This is a genomic window from Paenibacillus sp. JT31N11 (assembly GCF_056269285.1).
In genome coordinates this window covers 29,126-47,488 of the sequence record NZ_JBWDNQ010000005.1, presented here as the reverse complement: position 1 = coordinate 47,488, position 18,363 = coordinate 29,126, and the positions used below count along the sequence as shown (strand labels likewise).

Below are 18,363 nucleotides of genomic sequence, written 5' to 3'. Positions count from 1 at the left end.
GCGAAACCTATAAATATTTGATCGGATTTTGCAGATCGCCGTCTTTATGAATCTCAAAATGCAGATGAGTGCCGAAGGAATGACCGGTATTTCCCATGATGCCGAGGACATCGCCCTTTTCCAGCGTCTGCCCCACCTTGACGGAAATTTTGCTTAAATGTCCGTAGAGTGTTTCATATCCGTTTTTATGGTTAATAATTACACAGTTGCCATATCCGCTTTTCTCTCCGGCAAAGCTCACGACGCCGGTGTCTGCTGCCATGACGTCTTTGTCGCCAACCATGTCTAGACCCTTGTGCATGCTTCCCCAGCGTCCGCCGAAGCTGCTGGTAACCGTATGTCCGCTTACCGGCCAGGAGAAGCTGCCCGTGCCTTCGCCAACGAGCTTAGTGCCCTTCATGACGATTTCAGGGATGGTTTTCTGCAGCACCTGCTCACTGACCAGCACCTCCTTCATGAGGTAGCCGTTCTGCTTGACAAGCTGATAGAGCAATGTTTTCTTGCCGCTTTTACCTTCGCGGATCACTTTGGATTCGCCTATTTTCATATTGCTGTTTTTCTGGACCACAGTGCTTGGTTCAATGATCAAGGTTTCCGTTACATTCTCGACCGTCTCAACGGTCACCTGCGGCTTGAGCACGGTCAGATCGAGCACTTCGCCTTCTTTGATCATATCATCTTCAATCCAGTTGTTGCGTTCATAGATCACCTGGGGCGAAATATTGAATTTGGCTGCGATACAGCCGATGCAGTCGCCTTTTTGGACCGTATACTTGGTGGGGGTAACTGTGCCTTTTACGAGCTTTAAATATAAGGCGTCAGGATCGGCAATGTCTTTGGGCTGCACATCCGACGTTTCCGTTTCGACCTTCTCCAGAATCTTCACGGATTTGAGCGCCGTGGTCGGCTTGTCGGTTGACTCGGTATTGGTGGCGTTGAAGGAAAGCGCCTTAACCTGGGGAGATTTGGCCTTCGCTGCTTCCTGGGGAGCGAATTTGTTCTCCACCTGCTTCAGCAGCGAATCCGCCGTTGCCTGATCCTTCACGATTCCGACGGTCTTCCCGTTAACCTTAAGCTCAACTCCGGTAGCATGGCTGGTTATCAGACTCTCCAGTTTGGCCAGGGTCGCTTCACTTTGCGGCTCTGCTTTGTAAGCGCTTTTATGCTCGTATGTTACCTCACCGGTTTCCACGACCATATTCACATTGGGATTGGCGGCTGTAATTTCCGCCTGCTTGCGGCTGATGAGCGCATTTACCTGATCCTGGGAGCTTAAATCGCCGATAAGCTGGCCGTCCCTGTATACTTGAACAAAATCGACTGTATGTGCTTTTATGTATTGGCTGCCGCTGAATCCTGCAATAACCAGCAGAACAAGGGCGCCGCCAAGAATTGCGAGTGGTTTCTTATGCTTCAAAACGGTCATGATTGGCTCCTTTTCGCGTTCTCGTTCAGTTCAGTCAAATGACCAAATCCGACATTGGAAAATTGTACATGGATGGCTACGAATTACTTTAGCACATGCCATATACGGGGATCAACCAAACCGCTCTTTATCAAAAATTAATATTTTTTCAGAATTTCCATCATCCGGTCGTATTCGGTCCTGTCCAGATTTTGCGCGATCAGCTGCTGAACCTCCGTCATTTCCTCGGCAGTAAGCCCGCCCTCGATTAAAGTGGAGATGCGCTGCCACGAATCCGCTGGCAGTTTTTTCATAATAACGCTAAACATTTCCTGCTTGTCCTCGTCGCTTATGCTGTCCTTTGCGGCATTCAACTGATCCGTCGTCATCGCCATGCCTTCCTCCGACGCTTCGCCTGTCTGGCCTGAGCTGCCGCTGGAAGCGCTGCTGTTGCCTTTGGGTCCCGTTCCACCGCCGATGTCGGTCAGCGTACCGGGCTCATCGCCGAATGCATCTACGGCCAGCGGCGTATCTTCCCCTCCTGGACTCGCAGCATCCTCGTCAGCCGGCGGCGTACCGCTCCCGCCAGACGTTTCACCTGTCGAAGTCACATCGCTATTTCCAGAGGGTTCTTCGCCCGCTCCATCGCTGCTGCTTCCATTGCTGTCGCCCGCTTCGGCCGTAGAGTCTTCTTCAGTCACGGTATTATCCGTATTCGAGCTGGAGTCCCCCAGTCCCGGGATGACGGAATCATCTGTTCCTGCTGTCGAATCCGCTTCGGAACCCGTCTGGCTTGCATTATCCGACTCTTGATTGTCCGATTCCTGATTTCCCGATGCTGTCTCCTGGCTCGCAGACTTCTCCGGTGCCTGATCGGCCCCCCACAGTCCGCCCCATACCCCGCTCATCGCAAAAGGCGTTTGTTCCAAAGGAATGTTATACTGCTTCAGCAGCGTTTCGACATAACTGTTCACCACATATCCCGTCGTCCAAATGGACAGGAAGCTGATAATCAGCCCTGCTGCAACCGCCCTGCCCAGCCATCCGGCCATTTTCCACATTGTAATCATCCTCCGCATGCTCTACCTGCTTTCTTCTTTCGAATCTATGATGGACTCTACCGGAAACCTATACTTTCCAGTATGGGCAGTCCTGATAGGAACCATTCAATCGAAAATGGAAAATGTTTCATTTCATTCCCGCTCCCGGCCCAGGATGAATGGCATCGGACATGCGGCAGGACTTTTTGCAGCTACCGTAACCGAAGAGGAAAAGCAGCGTTTATCATTCTTTCAACCGCGCAGCATGCTTGTTCTCTCTTAATTAAAATGGAATCTATAAGGACGCTTCGCTCAGGGTGGCATGGCCGTATCCGCTCCACATTTAGAAGCAGCGGCAAAAAAGGGATGAAGTCCTCTGTGACCTCACCTCTGGCCCTAAACATCTCACAACGAAAAAACGGTCATTTATCTATTCTGCAAAACAGATCCCATCCTCGTGCATAACAGCAATCAGCGAGTTTCTCTACCCTATAACCCTTAATTTCGAAAAAAAGACAAAGTCTCCCTTGGAAGGAGACTTTGCCTGATTGCTTTCTTATTTTCAGTGCAGCATACGCTGCTATTGGATGTCGTTCACCAGCACAAACTGCGGTCTTTCACTCACGTTAACCGTTACCTTGCCGCTTGTGATCGCAAGTGCCGATGGAACTCCGTCGGTGTCTCCGGAAGCCATCGCAACCTTCGTCGCGCTCGTTGGCGAGCCTGTCAGCGTAAGCTGATAATTATTAACGGTCGTATTATTGCTGGTAGGCGCCCATACCGCATAAGCCCCTCCGCTTCCCGTCGCGCTCTTGAATTTATAGATTCGTACGTTTGTGTTACCCGAGGCGACTTCGCCCGAATACCTCATGCCGCTCAGACGGTTCTTCAACGTGTAGACATAATACCAGGAAATTTTCAGCGCCCAGTTCGTGCCCGGACTGCCGGTCAGTCCGCTGGAAGCGAATCGTCCTCCGTCCGCGCCATCCACATCGCGCAGCATATACATGGCCGCCTTATCGACACCCGCCGCCGCTGCCGCCAGATAGGAACGGACCAGCCACTGGGCCTGCACTTCCTCTCCGGAATTCGGGCCGATAGCAGGCGCACGCTGAATGGAAGCGGCGTTCGTGTCATAGCCAAACTCGGTAATCCACACTTCTTTGCCCTGCATGTACTGGTTGCGGTAATCGACAAACTTCTTCAGCAGACCCTTCAGATCGTCTGCTTCCGGGCTGATGCCGATCGTACCGTAGGTCTGGTTCGTTCCATTGCTGCTGTAGTGGTGAATATTAATCGCGTCGAAAGGAACGCTGCCTGCCCGGTTCCAATCCGCCCAGAACTTCATGGCACGGATATATTCGAGGTTCGGATCAGCCAGACCGCTCATGACCAGCTTGGCGTTGGGATCGGCGTTTTTCACCCCGTAGGTGCTGCCCATCGCCCCTTGATGTCCATCGTAATCCGCGCTTGTCATCGCCGAATATTCATAGGGGTTAAAATAGGGCATGCGTCCTGCCCACCACTTGTAGTTCTCATTGCCGTTCTCGTAATAAGTCAGCAGATTGAGTCCCGTGCTGCGCGGCTGACCGGAAGCCAGCTTCAGCTTGCTGTCCGCAACCGCCGTACCGCCGTATCTGGCCGCATATTGGAACAGATGATCGGCATGCTCCGAATAGGAGGCGGGAGCAAGTGAATCCTCCCCTGCAGAGATTGGCTTGTCGTCTGACTGGGCCGTCAGCCAGCCGACGCTTCCTTGAATGGCGGGGCTTACGGTGATGCCGGCATTCTTCAGTCCCGTGTAATAGGAATCGAAGTTCCAGCCGCCTCCGGCGTAGCTCGGGTTGAATTTGTTCGTGCCGGGCGTGTATCCCGTCTGAATCGAGCCCCAATTCCACAGATCGCCTTCATCCCAGTTCCAGTTATGATATTCACGGACAAATCCCGCCACCTGCATTTTGTCAAGCGGATCGTCGATAAAAGCATTGATCCCGATCAGCTTATCCATCGTTGGCAGCGTTGGCGCAACTGGTGTCGGCGGAGCCGCCGGCGTGTCCTGCGGCGTGCCGTAGAGCACGATTTCACTGGCGTTCAGGCAGCAGCCGTCTATTTTGAACTGCAGATAACGCGTTGTGAAATTCACCGCATGCCCCACCCAGTTATCCGGCGAATTGGACAAATTATCGGTAAAACGGGAGGTCCAGCTGAATGGCGTTCCGCTGGAGACCGTCACGCCCGAGCCGCCCCAATCGTTGTCATACAAATAAAGAAAGACAACAAGGTAAAGATATCAATATATAATAGCGCTTTCAAGGCGTGTTAGAATGAACTTATCTTCAACAAACCCAAGCGAGGGGAGGGACGGCTGAGCTGCTGGCAGGCTTATACCAGAAGGCAGGCAGATGCCAGAATGACCTCTGAACGTAAGGCAGATGTCTTTTACACCCCGCGAAAGTTCTTGCTTAACGCGCATGCCATATGTCCAATTTGACCGGCAATAAAGGAATCGAAAAACCCGGAGTCGAATCTAACCTAGGCTGCCGCTGAAGACATGACGGGATTGGCATTATCCCTTCTGTCTCTTGCGAGGCGTGAAAGTTTAGTCCCACCCTGATAGTAGGAGCGTATACGTGAAATGTAACCTTTCTGAACGTTCAAAACAGGGGGTGCCTCGTGTATCGGTTGTTGATTGTGGATGACGAGCAGATTATTGTCGATGGGCTTCATCTGCTGTTTCAGGAGCTGAATACGATTGATTTGGATATCAACTGCGCTTACGACGCTCACGATGCCCTGAAAGTCGCTTCGGAGATGCGCATTGATATTGTCCTCTCCGACATTGCGATGCCGGGCATGGACGGCTTTGAGCTGCAGCAGGAAATAACCCGCCAATGGCCCAGATGCCGGTTAATTTTCTTATCGGGCTTTAATGATTTTCAATTCATCCAGTCCTCGCTCCGCGGCGGAGCTGTCGATTACGTGCTGAAGACAGAAGGGGATAACGCGATTATCCGGGCTGTCGAGAAGACGGTCCGCCAAATTGAAGCGGAACTGCAGCAGGAGCAGCTGATCAGCAGAGCCCGGCAGCAGCTGCAGCAGACTCTCCCTGTGCTGCGCAGAGAGTATCTGCTGGAGCTTATGGAGGGTGCGGAGTCCACACCTGAATCCCGCTCCCGCCGGTTCAGGGAGCTTGCGGTACCGCTTCAGCCCGCTGACCCGGTTATCCTTACGGTGGGCCGCGTCGATGCATGGCCGGAGAACCTGCATTCAGGCGACAAGGAGCTTTTTCTATTCTCCATCAACAATATATTTGAGGACTATTTTGCCGGGGCGTTCCACTACGTCTACGTCCTGTATGCACATCACCGTTTTGCGTGGATCATGCAGCCGGCTCCCAGCGCCAAGGATCAGCCCGGCGAGCTGATCCGGTTCGTACAGGGGACAATCGAATCGATTCAGGCGGCCATCAAAACGTATTTGAAGCTTCCCTGTTCCTTTATCGCGGCCAGCCAGCCCTGCTCCTGGGAGGAGCTTCCCGAGACGCTTGACCGGTTCTCGGTCCTGTTCGCAAGCGGTCTTGGTACAGGCAGCGAAATGCTGCTGACGGACCGGCCTGCTCTTGGAGCCTCCGGCCGCCAGCAACGGGTGAAGATCAACCGGATTCATCTGCTTGGCTCCTACCTGGACCGCAAGGAGCAGGAACGTTTTTATGCCTTGTTCGATGACATTATGGAATCGGTTCCGGCGCATTTTGGCGTACAGACCGGGATTGCGCTGGAGGTATTCTACTCGCTTACAGCTATTTTCTCCGGGTATTTGAACCGCCGGAATCTCTTCGACGAAATATCGCCGCACATCAATATGAAGCAGCTCTATGCCATTCAGGAGCATGCTTCATGGCCCAAGGCGACAGCCTTCTTCCGCCAGCTGGCGGCGCTTATCTTCGCTTACGGCGATAATGCCAATGAGCGGGAGACGAACGAGGTGATCCGCAAGCTTCACGATTATATGGACAGCCATCTGGATGAGCCGCTATCGCTTAATCAGCTGTCGGAGGTCGTCTATCTGACCAGCTCCTATCTGTCCCGCCTTTACAAGCAGAAGACCGGTCACAGTATTACGGATTCCATCACCACCCGCAAAATAACCGAGGCCAAGCGGCTGCTCACCGAAACCAACCGGAAAATCCAGGAGATTGGCGAGCAAATCGGGTACGGCTCTCCCTCCTACTTCTCACGCTTTTTCAAGAGAGAGACGGAAATGACCCCGCAGGAGTACCGCGACGCTGTCGACGTGATAGAGCGATCGCCCATGGGGCTGCATCTTCATGCAACCGCTTCATCATATGGAGGGGCCAGGAGCCGTGTTGTCTAATTTCAATGAAAAGAGAGGCTGATCTGCGATGAAAATAAGTCTGAACCGCTTTCCCGGCGGCCTGCAAAAAGCGTTCACCATGAGTTATGACGACGGTGTCGACCATGACCGCCGTTTGGTAGCCCTGTTTAACCGGTATGGCATCCGGGGCACCTTTCATTTGGTATCCGGCTCGCTGGACAGCCCCGGATATTTAACCTCAGGCGAGATCGCCGCCCTCTTCGCTGGCCATGAAGTGTCGGGCCACTCTATTCATCACCCCCATCTGACGCTCGTTCCTCCGGAAATCCGGGTAGCCGAGCTGTATAACAGCCGTCAGATGCTGGAGGAGCTTGTCGGCTATCCCGTCAAGGGTATTTCCTATCCCTATGGCACCTACAATGAGGAGCTTGCCGCCGGACTGCCCTACCTCGGCCTCCACTATGCCCGGACTGTTACTTCCCATGGCCAGTTCAGGATGCCGGATGATTTTCTGCGCTGGTCCCCAACCTGCCACCATGATGATAAAGTGATGGAGCATGCGGAGCGGTTTCTGAAGGAAACACCGATGGAACGGATGAGTCTCTTTTACGTTTGGGGACACAGCCATGACCTTGAGCGAAATGGAAACTGGGCGTTGATGGAGGAATTCTGTGCTTTTATGAGCGGACATGCGTCCGTCTGGTATGCTACGAATGCGGAGATTGCAGCGTATATGCGCGTCCTGCGTAATCTGGAATTTTCGGCAAACGGACACATTGTTTATAATCCCTCTGCCGCCTCTGCCTGGATCACGGTGGACGGGAAGAGCGTGGAGCTTCCTGGCGGGTCTACTACACTTGTTTGATCCCTCTGATTCCCCCTAAATCCCCCAGAGGGGGACCCCAAAGGGTCTCCGACCCTCTGGACACCCGGGGTGGAATAACGTTGGAGCCGCAGAGAAGCGCGCTTTAGTTACTTCGTGCCAGGAGCGTTTTCGTCCCTCTCGGGACACACTTTCATTTTGCACTCCCGTGGCGCCCGGTGGACTCCGTCTTTGGGGTAGTCAGAGGATCAGATTTCATAGATTTTCGCTCCTTTTTCGATGCGATTCAGAAACCTTCTTTTGTTCAAGTTACCACGATGTGCCGGACCTAAATCACATTCAGATGAAATCTCTATTAATTCCAGTCCCTGACCGGGAGGATTGAAAAAAGGATATCGATCGGCTCACGCCTTCTTCTAACGGCGGAGCAAGAATCCCTGAAGACTTGGCAGGAATGAGAATTTTGTATACTAAATAGAATACAAAAAGGACAGCGCTCCTGGCGCTGTCCTTGGAATATATGGATCAAGTGCTGCGGCCATAGGGTCAATGCCCCTAATGACAGCAGGTTTTGCTGGTTGCGGCTCACGGCTTTAGGGTCAGATCAACGTACCGCCCAGAGTGTTATCGCCGCTGCAGCAATATGTTATTTAAATGTAGATCGGCTGTACCTGGTTGGTTTGCTCACGATTGCGGCCAACGGAGAAGATCGAGATCGGGATGCCTGTCAGCTCCGAGACGCGCTCCACATAACGGCGCGTATTCTCCGGCAGATCGGCAAGTGTTTTCACGTCGGAAATATCCTCGCTCCAGCCCGGCATTTCCTCATAGACCGCTTCGCATTCGGAAATCAGCTTCAGGCTTGCCGGGTAAGTCTCGATGATTTGGCCGCGCAGCTTGTAGCCGGTACAGATTTTGACCGTTTCCAGGCCGGACAACACGTCCAGCGAGTTAAGCGAGAGTCCTGTGATGCCGCTGACACGGCGCGCATGGCGGACAACTACGCTGTCGAACCAGCCTACACGGCGAGGACGGCCCGTAACGGTACCGTATTCATGGCCGCGTTCACGGATCCAGTCTCCTGTTTCATTGTTCAGCTCAGTCGGGAAAGGACCGTCGCCCACACGTGTTGTATAAGCTTTGGCTACGCCGATAACCTGTTGAATCTTCGACGGGCCAACGCCAGAACCAATGCAGACGCCGCCTGCCGTCGGATTGGATGAAGTAACGAACGGATAAGTGCCTTGGTCAATGTCGAGCATAACGCCCTGCGCGCCTTCGAATAGAATGCGTTTTCCGGCATCAATGGCATCATTCAGTACAACAGACGTATCCGTCACATAATGGCGAAGAATCTCCGCGTATCCCAGATATTCTTGAAGGATAGCCTCGCAATCCAGCGGCTCGCCGCCGTAAACCTGCTCAATCATCTGATTCTTCTCTTTCATAATCACGCGGAGTCTGCTCTCGAACTCCTCAGGGTCCATCAGATCGGCGATCCGAATGCCTGCACGGGCGGCTTTGTCCATGTAGCACGGGCCAATTCCCTTGCGCGTGGTCCCGATCTTGTTGTCGCCCTTGCGCTCTTCTTCCAGACCGTCCAGCACCAGATGATAGGGCATGATGACATGCGCGCGGTCGCTGATTTTCAGGTTCTCTGTACTGAAGCCGTTATCTTGAATATATTTAATTTCGTCGATGAGTGCGGATGGATTGATGACCATGCCGTTACCGATGACGCTCACTTTATTCTCGTTAAAAATACCCGATGGAATCATCGTCAGTTTATATTTTTTATTACCGATAAGAATCGTATGTCCGGCGTTGTTTCCCCCTTGGTAGCGGGCTACGACGTCCGCGCCTTCTGCCAGAAAGTCAGTGATTTTCCCCTTGCCTTCGTCTCCCCACTGCGTTCCGACCACAACTACTGTTGACATAGTTATACCCCCATTCGACGTTAAGCGCACATCGAAAATTACCGCCATTCGCAGGCAGCATGTTCAGTTTAGCAGGCACTCCCAGCAAAGTCAATAAAAAACGAACAATTGTATGGCTGCCCATATAATTGTTCGGAATTGTCTTGTCTTATTTCCACAAGCCTCCTATTACGATGCTTGTCCAGGTTCCTGATGCGAACGGTCCAGCCCCACAAACTTATTATAATTTTTTAGAAAAGCCAGCTCGACCGTGCCGACAGGCCCGTTCCGCTGCTTGGCGATAATAATTTCAATGATATTCTTCTTCTCCGATTCCTTATCGTAATAATCATCCCGATAGAGGAAAGCCACAATATCCGCATCCTGCTCAATAGAGCCGGATTCCCGCAGGTCAGACATCATCGGCCGCTTGTCCTGCCGTTGTTCAACACCCCGGCTTAGTTGAGAGAGCGCAATAACCGGCACTTCCAATTCACGGGCAATCTGCTTCAGTGTCCGTGAGATTTCAGAGACTTCCTGCTGGCGGTTCTCTCCGGCCTTGCCCCGGCCTTGAATCAGCTGCAAATAGTCAATCAGAATCATGCCGAGGCCCCGCTCCTTCTTCAGACGGCGGCACTTGGCGCGGATATCGGCTACGGTAATCCCGGGTGTATCATCGATATAAATTTGAGCCTCGGAGAGCGAGCCGATCGCCATGGTCAGCTTCTCCCAGTCATCGCCCTCCAGATATCCGGTACGCATTCTTCCGGCATCGACGTTGGCTTCCGCGCAGATCATCCGCTGTACCAGCTGCGCCGCCGACATCTCCAGACTGAAGATCGCAACGGTCTCACGCGCCCGCACGCCCACATTCTGAGCGATGTTAAGCGCAAAAGCCGTCTTCCCGACGGAAGGCCGGGCAGCCACGATGATCAGATCATTCCGCTGAAAGCCTGACGTCATCTTGTCCAGATCGCTGAAGCCCGAGGGTATCCCGCTCGGTCCGCCTTTGTTGGTATAGAGATGCTCGACACGCTCGAATACTTCCATCAGCACATCGCGAATGGAGATAAACCCCGTGCTGGACCGGCGGTTGGACAGCTCCATAATCCGCTGCTCCGCTTCATTGAGCAGCATACCAACATCGTCCGCGGCCGCATATCCGTTGGAAACAATCTGCGTTGCCGTCCGGATCAGGCGGCGCAGCATGGATTTCTCCTCCACAATCTGCGCGTAATAATCGACGTTCGCCGCCGTTGGAACCGAATTGGCTACTTTAGACAAGTAACTGACTCCGCCCATTTCCTCCAGCTGCTGCCGATCCTGCAAATATGCCGTCAGCGTCACCAGATCAATCGGCTGGTTGGCCTCGCCGATTTCAACCATCGCCTCATAAATCAGCTGATGAGCCGGGGAGTAGAAGTCTTCGCTGCGCAGCCGTTCCATGGACGTGATCAGCGCTTCCGCATTTAGCAGAATAGCGCCGATTACGGCCTGCTCCGCTTCGATATTTTGCGGCGGAACACGGTCAAACATCAGCTCATTGCTCATCTGCTTGTTGAACCCCTTTACCCGTTATTATTCCTCTGCCGCCTGAACCTTCAGCTTCGCCTTCACTTCCGGATGCAGCTTGATCAGCACCTGGGTAACGCCAAGCGTCCGAATCGGCTCATCCAGCTCAATTTTCCGCTTATCGACCTTAACCGCATGTCCCGCTTCCAGCGCTTCAGCGATTTGCTTGCTTGTAATGGCACCGAATAACCGGCCGCCCTCACCCGCTTTTGTCTTGACGACGACAGTCAGCGCTTCCAGCTTCGCCGAAAGCGTCTTGGCGTCTTCCTTTTCCTTGTCCTTGCGTTTTTGTTCCGATGCGGTCTGCAGTTCAAGCGTCTTCAAATTGCCGTCCGAAGCCAGTTTGGCCAGCCCTTGCGGAAGCAGAAAATTGCGCACATACCCTTCAGATAAATCCTTGACATCGCCCTTCTTGCCCTGCCCCTTAACGTCCTTCAATAAAATAATTTTCATTCGAATAACCCCTCTTCCTTCTCGATTTCTTGCAGAACCTGTTTAAGCCGCGCTGCCACTTCCGCAACGGTGCCTTCCTGCTGCACCGCGGCATTGGTGAGATGTCCGCCGCCGCCCATCCGCTCCATGACGAGCTGAACATTCATACTGCCAAGCGATCTCGCGCTTACTGCGATCAAGCCGTCCTGCCGCTGGCCGATCACGAACGAAGCCAATATGTCTGTCATGTTCAGCAACGTGTCTGCCGCCTGGGCAATAAGCAGCTGTGAATACTGCCGGTCCTGCTCGGTTATCGCAATTGCAATATGCTCATAGACGATCTCCGCATGCTTGATAATCTCCGCTTTCTTGATGTACTCGGTCAAATCCTCCTTCAGCATCCGCTGAATGAGCATCGAATCGGCTCCGTTGCGGCGCAGAAATGACGCAGCCTCGAACGTCCGGGATCCGGTGCGCATGGAGAAGCCTTTGGTATCAACTGTAATGCCTGCCAGCAGTGCGGTTGATTCGCGGACATCCAGCATGACCCGGTCATGAATGTACTGCAGCAGCTCCGTTACCAGCTCGCAGGTGGAAGACGCATAAGGCTCCATATAGACCAGAATAGCGTTATTAATAAACTCTTCGCCTCTGCGGTGATGGTCGACGACAACGATCTTGCTTGTCAGCGTCAGCAGCTTGGGCTCCTTGACCATGGAGGATTTATGCGTATCGACCACAACGGCCAGCGTTCCGGAATCAATTAGTCCCATTGCCTGCTCGGGGGATATGAACCGTTTATAGATCCGCTCTTCTTCCCTCAGCATTTCCATCATTTTCTGAACCGCGGGATTGAAGCCCTCAATGACAATAAAAGCTTCCTTGTTGAACATTTGAGCCGCTTTCAGAACACCGACAGCCGCACCGACGGAATCCATATCCGGCATCTTGTGGCCCATAATCACCACATTCTCGCTCTCCTTGATCAAGTCCCGAAGCGCATGGGCGACTACCCTTGCGCGGACCCGCGTCCGCTTCTCCACCGCGTTGGACTTGCCGCCGTAGAAGGATTGGCGCTGCCCGACCTTAACCGCCGCCTGATCGCCGCCGCGTCCAAGCGCAAAATCCAGACTCGTCTGGGCCCACTGCCCAAGCTCGACAATACTTTCCGCACCTGCGGCGAACCCGATGCTGAGCGTCATGGGAATCTTGATCTCGGCAGACATCTCCCGTACTTCGTCAAGCAGGACAAAACGCGATAGCTCGAGCTGCTTCAGGGTCTTCTGATTGGTTATAATCAGAAAACGGTCGGAGGTGAGGCGCTTCAAATACAGATGGAACTTGCTCGCCCAATCTGTAATTTCCGCGGTTGCCCTGGAGAGAAGCGCGCTGCGCTGCTGGTCATCCATGCCCTGGGTCACCTCTTCAAGGTTATCCATCATGACAATACCGAGCGCAATTTTCTCTTCCTCATAACGCTTTGCCAGCTGCCAGCGCTGGGTGATATCGCGAATATAGAGCAAACGCTCATCGAAGCGGAACATCAGCTCATAGACCGAGCCGCCAATTGCCGTCTCCAGCGTGCCCTCCCGCTCCTTCGCCTGCGACAACGTAGGAAAAAGTTCATCCATCGACTCTCCGATGACCGATTCCTTCTCCAGCATCCGGCTGACAAAGCTGTTATGCCACTCCACCTTGTTGTCCTCGTTGTATAGGATGATGCCAAACGGCAGTTCGCTTGTCACCTCGCTCCCGGCTTTTTTGACCCGGTACGACAATGTTCCCAGATAGGTCTTCAAGTCGCGGCGAAAAGCGCGCTCGGCCAGAACCGAATAGACGCCAACCGCAGCCGCAAGTACAAGGCTGATCAAACCATACAACCAATCATACCAAGCCAGCGCTATTGTAAGCACAATAATCAGCACGAATGCCCATAGCTGGTGCATTCCATGCCATCGTTTAATTAGAAACTTCGGCATTCATCATTCGCCCCTGTTGTCAAGGTTTCTTAAACGCTTTGCGGATCGGAAAACCGGCATCAATTACACCGATCAAGCTAAGCGGCGGGAAAAAAGCAACAAGCGCCGACAGCAGCAGCGGCACCGCCTTGTTCCATTTGCGTTCATGGGCGATAAAGAAGAAGAAGCCCATCGCCTGAATGGAAAAGGCGAGACGCATAAGCGGAACCAGATTAAGCAGTGTAACCGTCAGAAAAGAATCTCCTCTGTCCGGTGTCGCCATATCGACCAGGAGTACGATGAGATAATAAAAAACAAAAATTCGTGGAAGCATCCAGTCTTTGGCGGGCTGCAGCTTAGGTACCGATACGCCCATGGACCGCAGCACAGGCCTTGCAATGGCATGCGCAATGACCGCCAGCACGAACGAAACGGTAATAAACGCCATAGGAATGGAGTGGATCAGCATTTGAATGTACGACTCCGTCAGTTCCGCATTCCATCCCGCCGGAAGCAGACCATTCGCACTAAGCTCGTTTACCGTATCCATAATTAATTGACGGATTTCACGAAGCAGCGAGAAGTCAAGCAGCACATCAAACAGAATTAGCTCCAAGAGGAATAACCCCAGCAGGGTTAACAAGGTCGATGTCAGCACCTTGCGGGCCGAGGCCCTTTTGAGATACATATGTCCCATCATGATTGCCGGTACAAGGAAGAAGAGACCTACGATTAGTGCCGCATAACCGATTACCGCGACTGCGACAGCATATACAACCAGCATATGCAGCGCGAACGCCCGCCTGGACAATGTGGTGTACAAAATAACGGTCGGCACCATCATCACGGCAACAATTAAAGCATTGAACAGCGGAACTGCGATCGCTAGTAATAAGAGAAGCGCCGCTGCGCTCCATAAAATAGATTTTATGCCGGTTTTCAAACCGTTCACCTCTTGCTTGGTTACTTGTACACAGCTTTAGCTTTACTCCACATTATAACATAAAACCCCAGACAACACAGAGTGCGTTGTCTGGGCGTTCTCATTTCCTCGCGCGCGAATGGTCCAAACTCGCTCAGGAGCTGATCCTTACGCTTCAATAGACCAGGTATCACCGTCGTTTTCAGGCTTCAAGCCTATGGACTCAAGGAATGATAAGGGTACGAACGCACGTGCTCCGATGGACAAGAGCTTAAACGTGGCCGCTTCTGATTTCGCCAGATGGCCGCGATCCAGCATAAGCTCGCCCTTGGCGGGCGGCTTTGTCGGATCGGCTGAAGTGTCCCCGCCTGCGCCTTTGGCGATGGTGAAGGTGTGAGCCAGCTCGTCCCATGTGATGCTGTATTGGTGTTCGCCGAGTGCGGCCAAATCCACATAGGTCGCATCATTATAGCGGATAAGCGGGTAGCTGCGCTCTTCCCATTGCAGCGCGCCTGCCGTTTCCCCAACACGGTCAAAATGGCTGCGTATCGGCTCGCCGACGCGGATTTTTTTGTTCAGCTTCCCATTCTCGAGGGCAATCTGCCCACCAACCAGCACATAGTTGATGCCGGCGGACATGATATCGGGATGCTCCACCGTGGATTTGTCATTAATCGTGTTGTAATCGAAAATGACCAGATCCGCATCCATGCCTTTGGCGATCCGGCCTTTCTTGCGCAGTGCCGGAGCCTGTTTCTCCAGCCGCTGCGCAGGCAGAAGGCTCAGCTTGGCAATGCCGTCCTTCAAGGACATCACATTCTGATCGCGCACATACATGCCGATGGTCCGGGCGAAGGCGCCCGATGCCCGCGGATGATTATTGAAGCCCGGCTCCAGAATCGCGTCGCTGCCAATCATCACATAGGGCGACTGGAAGGCATCGACAATGGCTTCAGGCGGAATCGCATACGCGACCGCGAGCTTGCCCTGTTTTTGATACATGCTGAAGGTTTTATCCGTCAGTCGCTCCGTCGTGCCGGCAATTTGCAAATCTTTGTACGTGATGCGAAAGCGCTCCTGCCAGCCTTTGTCAAAACGGGCCGAGTTCAGATAAGTGCCCCAGTAATTATAGGGATAGGTACAGGCCGTTATATCGAAGCCCTGCTCCCTTGCCTTGTCGATAATAGCCAGTGCCTGAGGCATCGTAAAAGTGCCGCCGGTGCTGTTGATATGATCAATATGTACGGCAGCTCCCGTTTTCATGGCATAATCCACAAGCTCCTGCGTGCCTTCCAGCTCCGTTCCCGGCTGCTCCATGTCGGAATAACGGCCATGAAAATAGACGGGAACGTTATATTCACGGGCAAGCTCCATCAGCGGAACCACTTCCTCCGCAGAGATCCCCGGCACATATTCGAGACTGAAGGAGATGCCCAGCGCCCCTTCGTTAAGTGCCTGCTCCGCCTGCTTGCGGATTTCCTGCACCTGTTCGGGCTTCGCCGCGTCATAGCGGCCCAGCTTGAACTGATTGCGCGCCTGCGTATAGAAGAAGGAGGCTCCAAAATGGACCGGTGTCTCATTGCGTTCGTAGTAGCTGTACCACTGCTTGGGCGTCAGCGTTCCCCCATGCATCGCGATATTCGCCGTCACGCCGTCTCCGATCTTCTGCCATACCCCAAGCGGATTCGGGTCATACGAGAGATTGTCAATGAAGCCGGGAGAGACCACAAGACCCTTGGCATCAATCTCACGCGTCCCCTGCAGCGGCCTGGATGTGACAATACCGATCTTCCCATCCTTGATTCCCACGTTCAGCCCTTCCTGATCCAGCTTCGTCTCCGGATTGATGACTCTGCCTCCTGCAATGACCGTGTCGTACAGGAGACCGGTCTCCGCATCGGTTACTTCCCGTTCAAGGGCTTCGGCCGGACTTGGCGGTTCAGCAGCCGCATTTTCTTTCACGCTTCCCGTGCCGCCGGTATTGGGAGATGAGTTGTCCTCTCCTGCCTGACCGCCCCCTTGGCTTGTCCCGTCTGCGACATTCCCTGGTGACCTTTCATCAGGTTGTGTATTGGAGTAGACGAGATAGCCGGCCACTCCTATAATCAAAATGGCCGCAATGACCATGGATGCGCGGAACGGCCCCCTGCCGCCCCGCCTATGTTGGTCGTTTCTGTTCATTTTACGCGTGCCCCCGCTCTATCTATATAATAAAAAACACCGTCCCCCACAGGAGGACGGTGCCCGTTTACCAACTGTTTCCTATATGGTACTATGCTTCAGGTTCGAACGCAATTCGCTCTACGCTCACCCTGCAGCCATTTCCTCTTCATTCACCGATTTGCCGCTTACGATTATTTTCTCGCAATAGTCAATAATGTCGCTGCGTCTGACGATTCCGATAAACCGGTTCATATCGTCAATAACGGGCACGAAATTCTGTACTTTTGCCAGGGAAACCAGGTCTTCCATATTGGCATCGATGCTGACTGCCTTATTGGCGAGGCGCATATCGATATCCGCAAGCTTCACTTTATGGGTCTGATCAAACGATACATTCGGATTATTTTTCATAAACCATAACAGATCACCCTCGGTCAATGTACCAGCGTATCCGCCGTGATCATCAAGGATTGGAACTGCCGTGTACCGGTGATGCTCCATTCTCTCCAGCGTTTGGCGCAGCGTTGCGTCTAATGTCATACAGACAACTTCTTGTTTTGGAAGTAAGAAAAATGCAATATTCATTCCATCATTCGCCCACTTTCGTACTAGTCGGTCTAAACTGCGGATCGATCGCTCTTGGGCACTAAACTTACTGTTCTCCAGCCGCGGGGGAAGCATCAGTGGACGCCGAGGAAGTCGATGCGGACAATGATTTCACCGGCTTCTCCGTCTTGTTCTGATATTCTTCAGGAAGCGGCAGCTGGTCCTTCTGCGTTGCAGGGTTCAGCCAAGCCTCGATCAATCCTTTACTGCTTGCAAGATCATCTTCATCGGCAAAAAAGTACCAGATTCCATGGTCGGTCAGCCGGCGCCCTTCCCCTTTGAGTGTATGGCTGTAAATCGTACGGTTATCCGATTGAAGCATATTTTTGGCCAAATCAATCATATGCTCCGGCGTCAGGTCTGTGCTGAAATTCTTGCCCATAATATCAATAAGTTCAGGTATCTGGCTCCACTGCCCCACTTGAGCCGCTTTGTCCATAATAGCATTCAGGAACACCTGATGCCGTCCGGAACGGCTTGTATCACCACCGGCGTCTTCCCGGTAGCGCACATAATTAAGCGCGTCCTTGCCGTTGTACAAATCCTGCCCGGCTTTAACCACAAACTTCTCGTGATCAGCTTCCTTATTGATCAGATCCTCCGTAATAGGCAGGGCAATACCGCCCATCGCATCAATGACATCACGGAAGCCTGTGAAGTTAATTGTAGCATAATGGTCCACCTTGGCGCCAAACAACTTCTCAACCGTTTCCACTGACATTTTGGCTCCGCCAAATGCGTAAGCGTGCGTTATTTTATCTTCATAGATATCGCCCGACTTTGTTTCCTTACCCACAATTTCCGTATACGTATCACGGGGAATCGATATCATCAGAATGGCTCCGTCCGCCGGCCTGATCACGGTGTAGATCATGGTATCGGAGCGGCCGATTTCCTTATCCCGCTGATCCACCCCCAGCAAAAGCAGGGAAAATGGATCCTCTTTCTTATACACGACAGGCTGCGGTACCGGCCGGCCTTCGAGCGGCTTATAGGAATTCTCCAGCTTCTTTTCCACCTTCTTGGAAAGAAAGGCATCAAATCCCCACAGAGCCAGAGCGGTCCGGTTATAGTACCCGGCAATCCCGGCAACTATTACAAAAGTAAGGATGGCGATCAACCATTTTCCTTTTCGAGATAATCGACCTGTTGGTTGTGTCATGTGCTTCAAGCACTCCTATTCATTAAACT

13 protein-coding genes are annotated in these 18,363 nt (G+C 52.8%); 2 read left to right on the top strand and 11 right to left on the bottom strand.

From position 1 onward, the window contains the following. Positions 1-7: 7 nt before the first annotated feature. From AC0YNV_RS18820 to AC0YNV_RS18810, 3 genes are all read right to left on the bottom strand, one after another. The gene (locus AC0YNV_RS18820; RefSeq protein ID WP_475769403.1) at positions 8-1,426 is read right to left on the bottom strand and encodes a peptidoglycan DD-metalloendopeptidase family protein; all 1,419 of its coding nucleotides are present in this window, start codon (positions 1,424-1,426) and stop codon (positions 8-10) included. Positions 1,427-1,563: 137 nt separating this feature from the next. Then, positions 1,564-2,466, bottom strand: a complete 903-nt coding sequence (locus tag AC0YNV_RS18815; RefSeq protein ID WP_475769402.1) for a hypothetical protein — start codon at positions 2,464-2,466, stop codon at positions 1,564-1,566. A 559-nt stretch (positions 2,467-3,025) separates the two neighbouring features. Continuing rightward, positions 3,026-4,678 carry a hypothetical protein gene (locus AC0YNV_RS18810; RefSeq protein ID WP_475769401.1) on the bottom strand — a complete coding sequence of 551 codons (1,653 nt, stop codon included), beginning with the start codon at positions 4,676-4,678 and terminating at the stop codon, positions 3,026-3,028. Positions 4,679-5,118: 440 nt separating this feature from the next. Here AC0YNV_RS18810 and AC0YNV_RS18805 point away from each other — a divergent pair, with 440 nt between their 5' ends. After that, entirely contained in the window at positions 5,119-6,819 is a 1,701-nt protein-coding gene (locus AC0YNV_RS18805) for a response regulator (RefSeq protein ID WP_475769400.1), read from the top strand. A 28-nt stretch (positions 6,820-6,847) separates the two neighbouring features. Beyond that, complete coding sequence (locus AC0YNV_RS18800; protein ID WP_475769399.1) at positions 6,848-7,645, top strand: polysaccharide deacetylase family protein; 798 nt, start codon at positions 6,848-6,850, stop codon at positions 7,643-7,645. 608 nt (positions 7,646-8,253) lie between these two features. Here the strand turns inward: AC0YNV_RS18800 and AC0YNV_RS18795 are convergent. The 8 genes from AC0YNV_RS18795 to AC0YNV_RS18760 form a co-directional block, all read right to left on the bottom strand. Continuing rightward, positions 8,254-9,540, bottom strand: coding sequence for an adenylosuccinate synthase (locus tag AC0YNV_RS18795; RefSeq protein ID WP_210046624.1), 1,287 nt, complete (start codon positions 9,538-9,540; stop codon positions 8,254-8,256). Positions 9,541-9,708: 168 nt separating this feature from the next. Then, positions 9,709-11,070 carry a replicative DNA helicase gene (gene dnaB / locus AC0YNV_RS18790; RefSeq protein ID WP_210046623.1) on the bottom strand — a complete coding sequence of 454 codons (1,362 nt, stop codon included), beginning with the start codon at positions 11,068-11,070 and terminating at the stop codon, positions 9,709-9,711. Positions 11,071-11,097: 27 nt separating this feature from the next. Then, positions 11,098-11,544 (bottom strand): 50S ribosomal protein L9, encoded by a 447-nt coding sequence (rplI, locus tag AC0YNV_RS18785; protein WP_475769398.1) that lies wholly within the window; start codon positions 11,542-11,544, stop codon positions 11,098-11,100. Further along, complete coding sequence (locus tag AC0YNV_RS18780; RefSeq protein WP_475769397.1) at positions 11,541-13,502, bottom strand: DHH family phosphoesterase; 1,962 nt, start codon at positions 13,500-13,502, stop codon at positions 11,541-11,543. The genes rplI and AC0YNV_RS18780 overlap by 4 nt, the downstream gene beginning before the upstream one ends. Before the next feature lie 19 nt (positions 13,503-13,521). Continuing rightward, complete coding sequence (locus AC0YNV_RS18775; protein WP_475769396.1) at positions 13,522-14,424, bottom strand: DUF2232 domain-containing protein; 903 nt, start codon at positions 14,422-14,424, stop codon at positions 13,522-13,524. Between the two features lie 147 nt (positions 14,425-14,571). Further along, a complete protein-coding gene (locus AC0YNV_RS18770) occupies positions 14,572-16,584 on the bottom strand; it encodes an amidohydrolase family protein (RefSeq protein ID WP_475769395.1) in 2,013 nt (670 codons plus the stop codon). Between the two features lie 126 nt (positions 16,585-16,710). Next, positions 16,711-17,151, bottom strand: coding sequence for a CBS domain-containing protein (locus AC0YNV_RS18765; RefSeq protein WP_475769394.1), 441 nt, complete (start codon positions 17,149-17,151; stop codon positions 16,711-16,713). 67 nt (positions 17,152-17,218) lie between these two features. Next, positions 17,219-18,334 carry an LCP family protein gene (locus AC0YNV_RS18760; RefSeq protein WP_475769393.1) on the bottom strand — a complete coding sequence of 372 codons (1,116 nt, stop codon included), beginning with the start codon at positions 18,332-18,334 and terminating at the stop codon, positions 17,219-17,221. Positions 18,335-18,363 lie beyond the last annotated feature (29 nt).

Bases quoted from the DNA above. Each gene is read 5' to 3' on its own strand.
- AC0YNV_RS18820 (WP_475769403.1), bottom strand. From the start codon at position 1,426: ATGACCGTTTTGAAGCATAAGAAACCACTCGCAATTCTTGGCGGCGCC.
- AC0YNV_RS18815 (WP_475769402.1), bottom strand. From the start codon at position 2,466: ATGTGGAAAATGGCCGGATGGCTGGGCAGGGCGGTTGCAGCAGGGCTG.
- AC0YNV_RS18800 (WP_475769399.1), top strand. From the start codon at position 6,848: ATGAAAATAAGTCTGAACCGCTTTCCCGGCGGCCTGCAAAAAGCGTTC.
- AC0YNV_RS18795 (WP_210046624.1), bottom strand. From the start codon at position 9,540: ATGTCAACAGTAGTTGTGGTCGGAACGCAGTGGGGAGACGAAGGCAAG.
- dnaB (WP_210046623.1), bottom strand. From the start codon at position 11,070: ATGAGCAATGAGCTGATGTTTGACCGTGTTCCGCCGCAAAATATCGAA.
- rplI (WP_475769398.1), bottom strand. From the start codon at position 11,544: ATGAAAATTATTTTATTGAAGGACGTTAAGGGGCAGGGCAAGAAGGGC.
- AC0YNV_RS18780 (WP_475769397.1), bottom strand. From the start codon at position 13,502: ATGCCGAAGTTTCTAATTAAACGATGGCATGGAATGCACCAGCTATGG.
- AC0YNV_RS18770 (WP_475769395.1), bottom strand. From the start codon at position 16,584: ATGAACAGAAACGACCAACATAGGCGGGGCGGCAGGGGGCCGTTCCGC.
- AC0YNV_RS18765 (WP_475769394.1), bottom strand. From the start codon at position 17,151: ATGAATATTGCATTTTTCTTACTTCCAAAACAAGAAGTTGTCTGTATG.
- AC0YNV_RS18760 (WP_475769393.1), bottom strand. From the start codon at position 18,334: ATGACACAACCAACAGGTCGATTATCTCGAAAAGGAAAATGGTTGATC.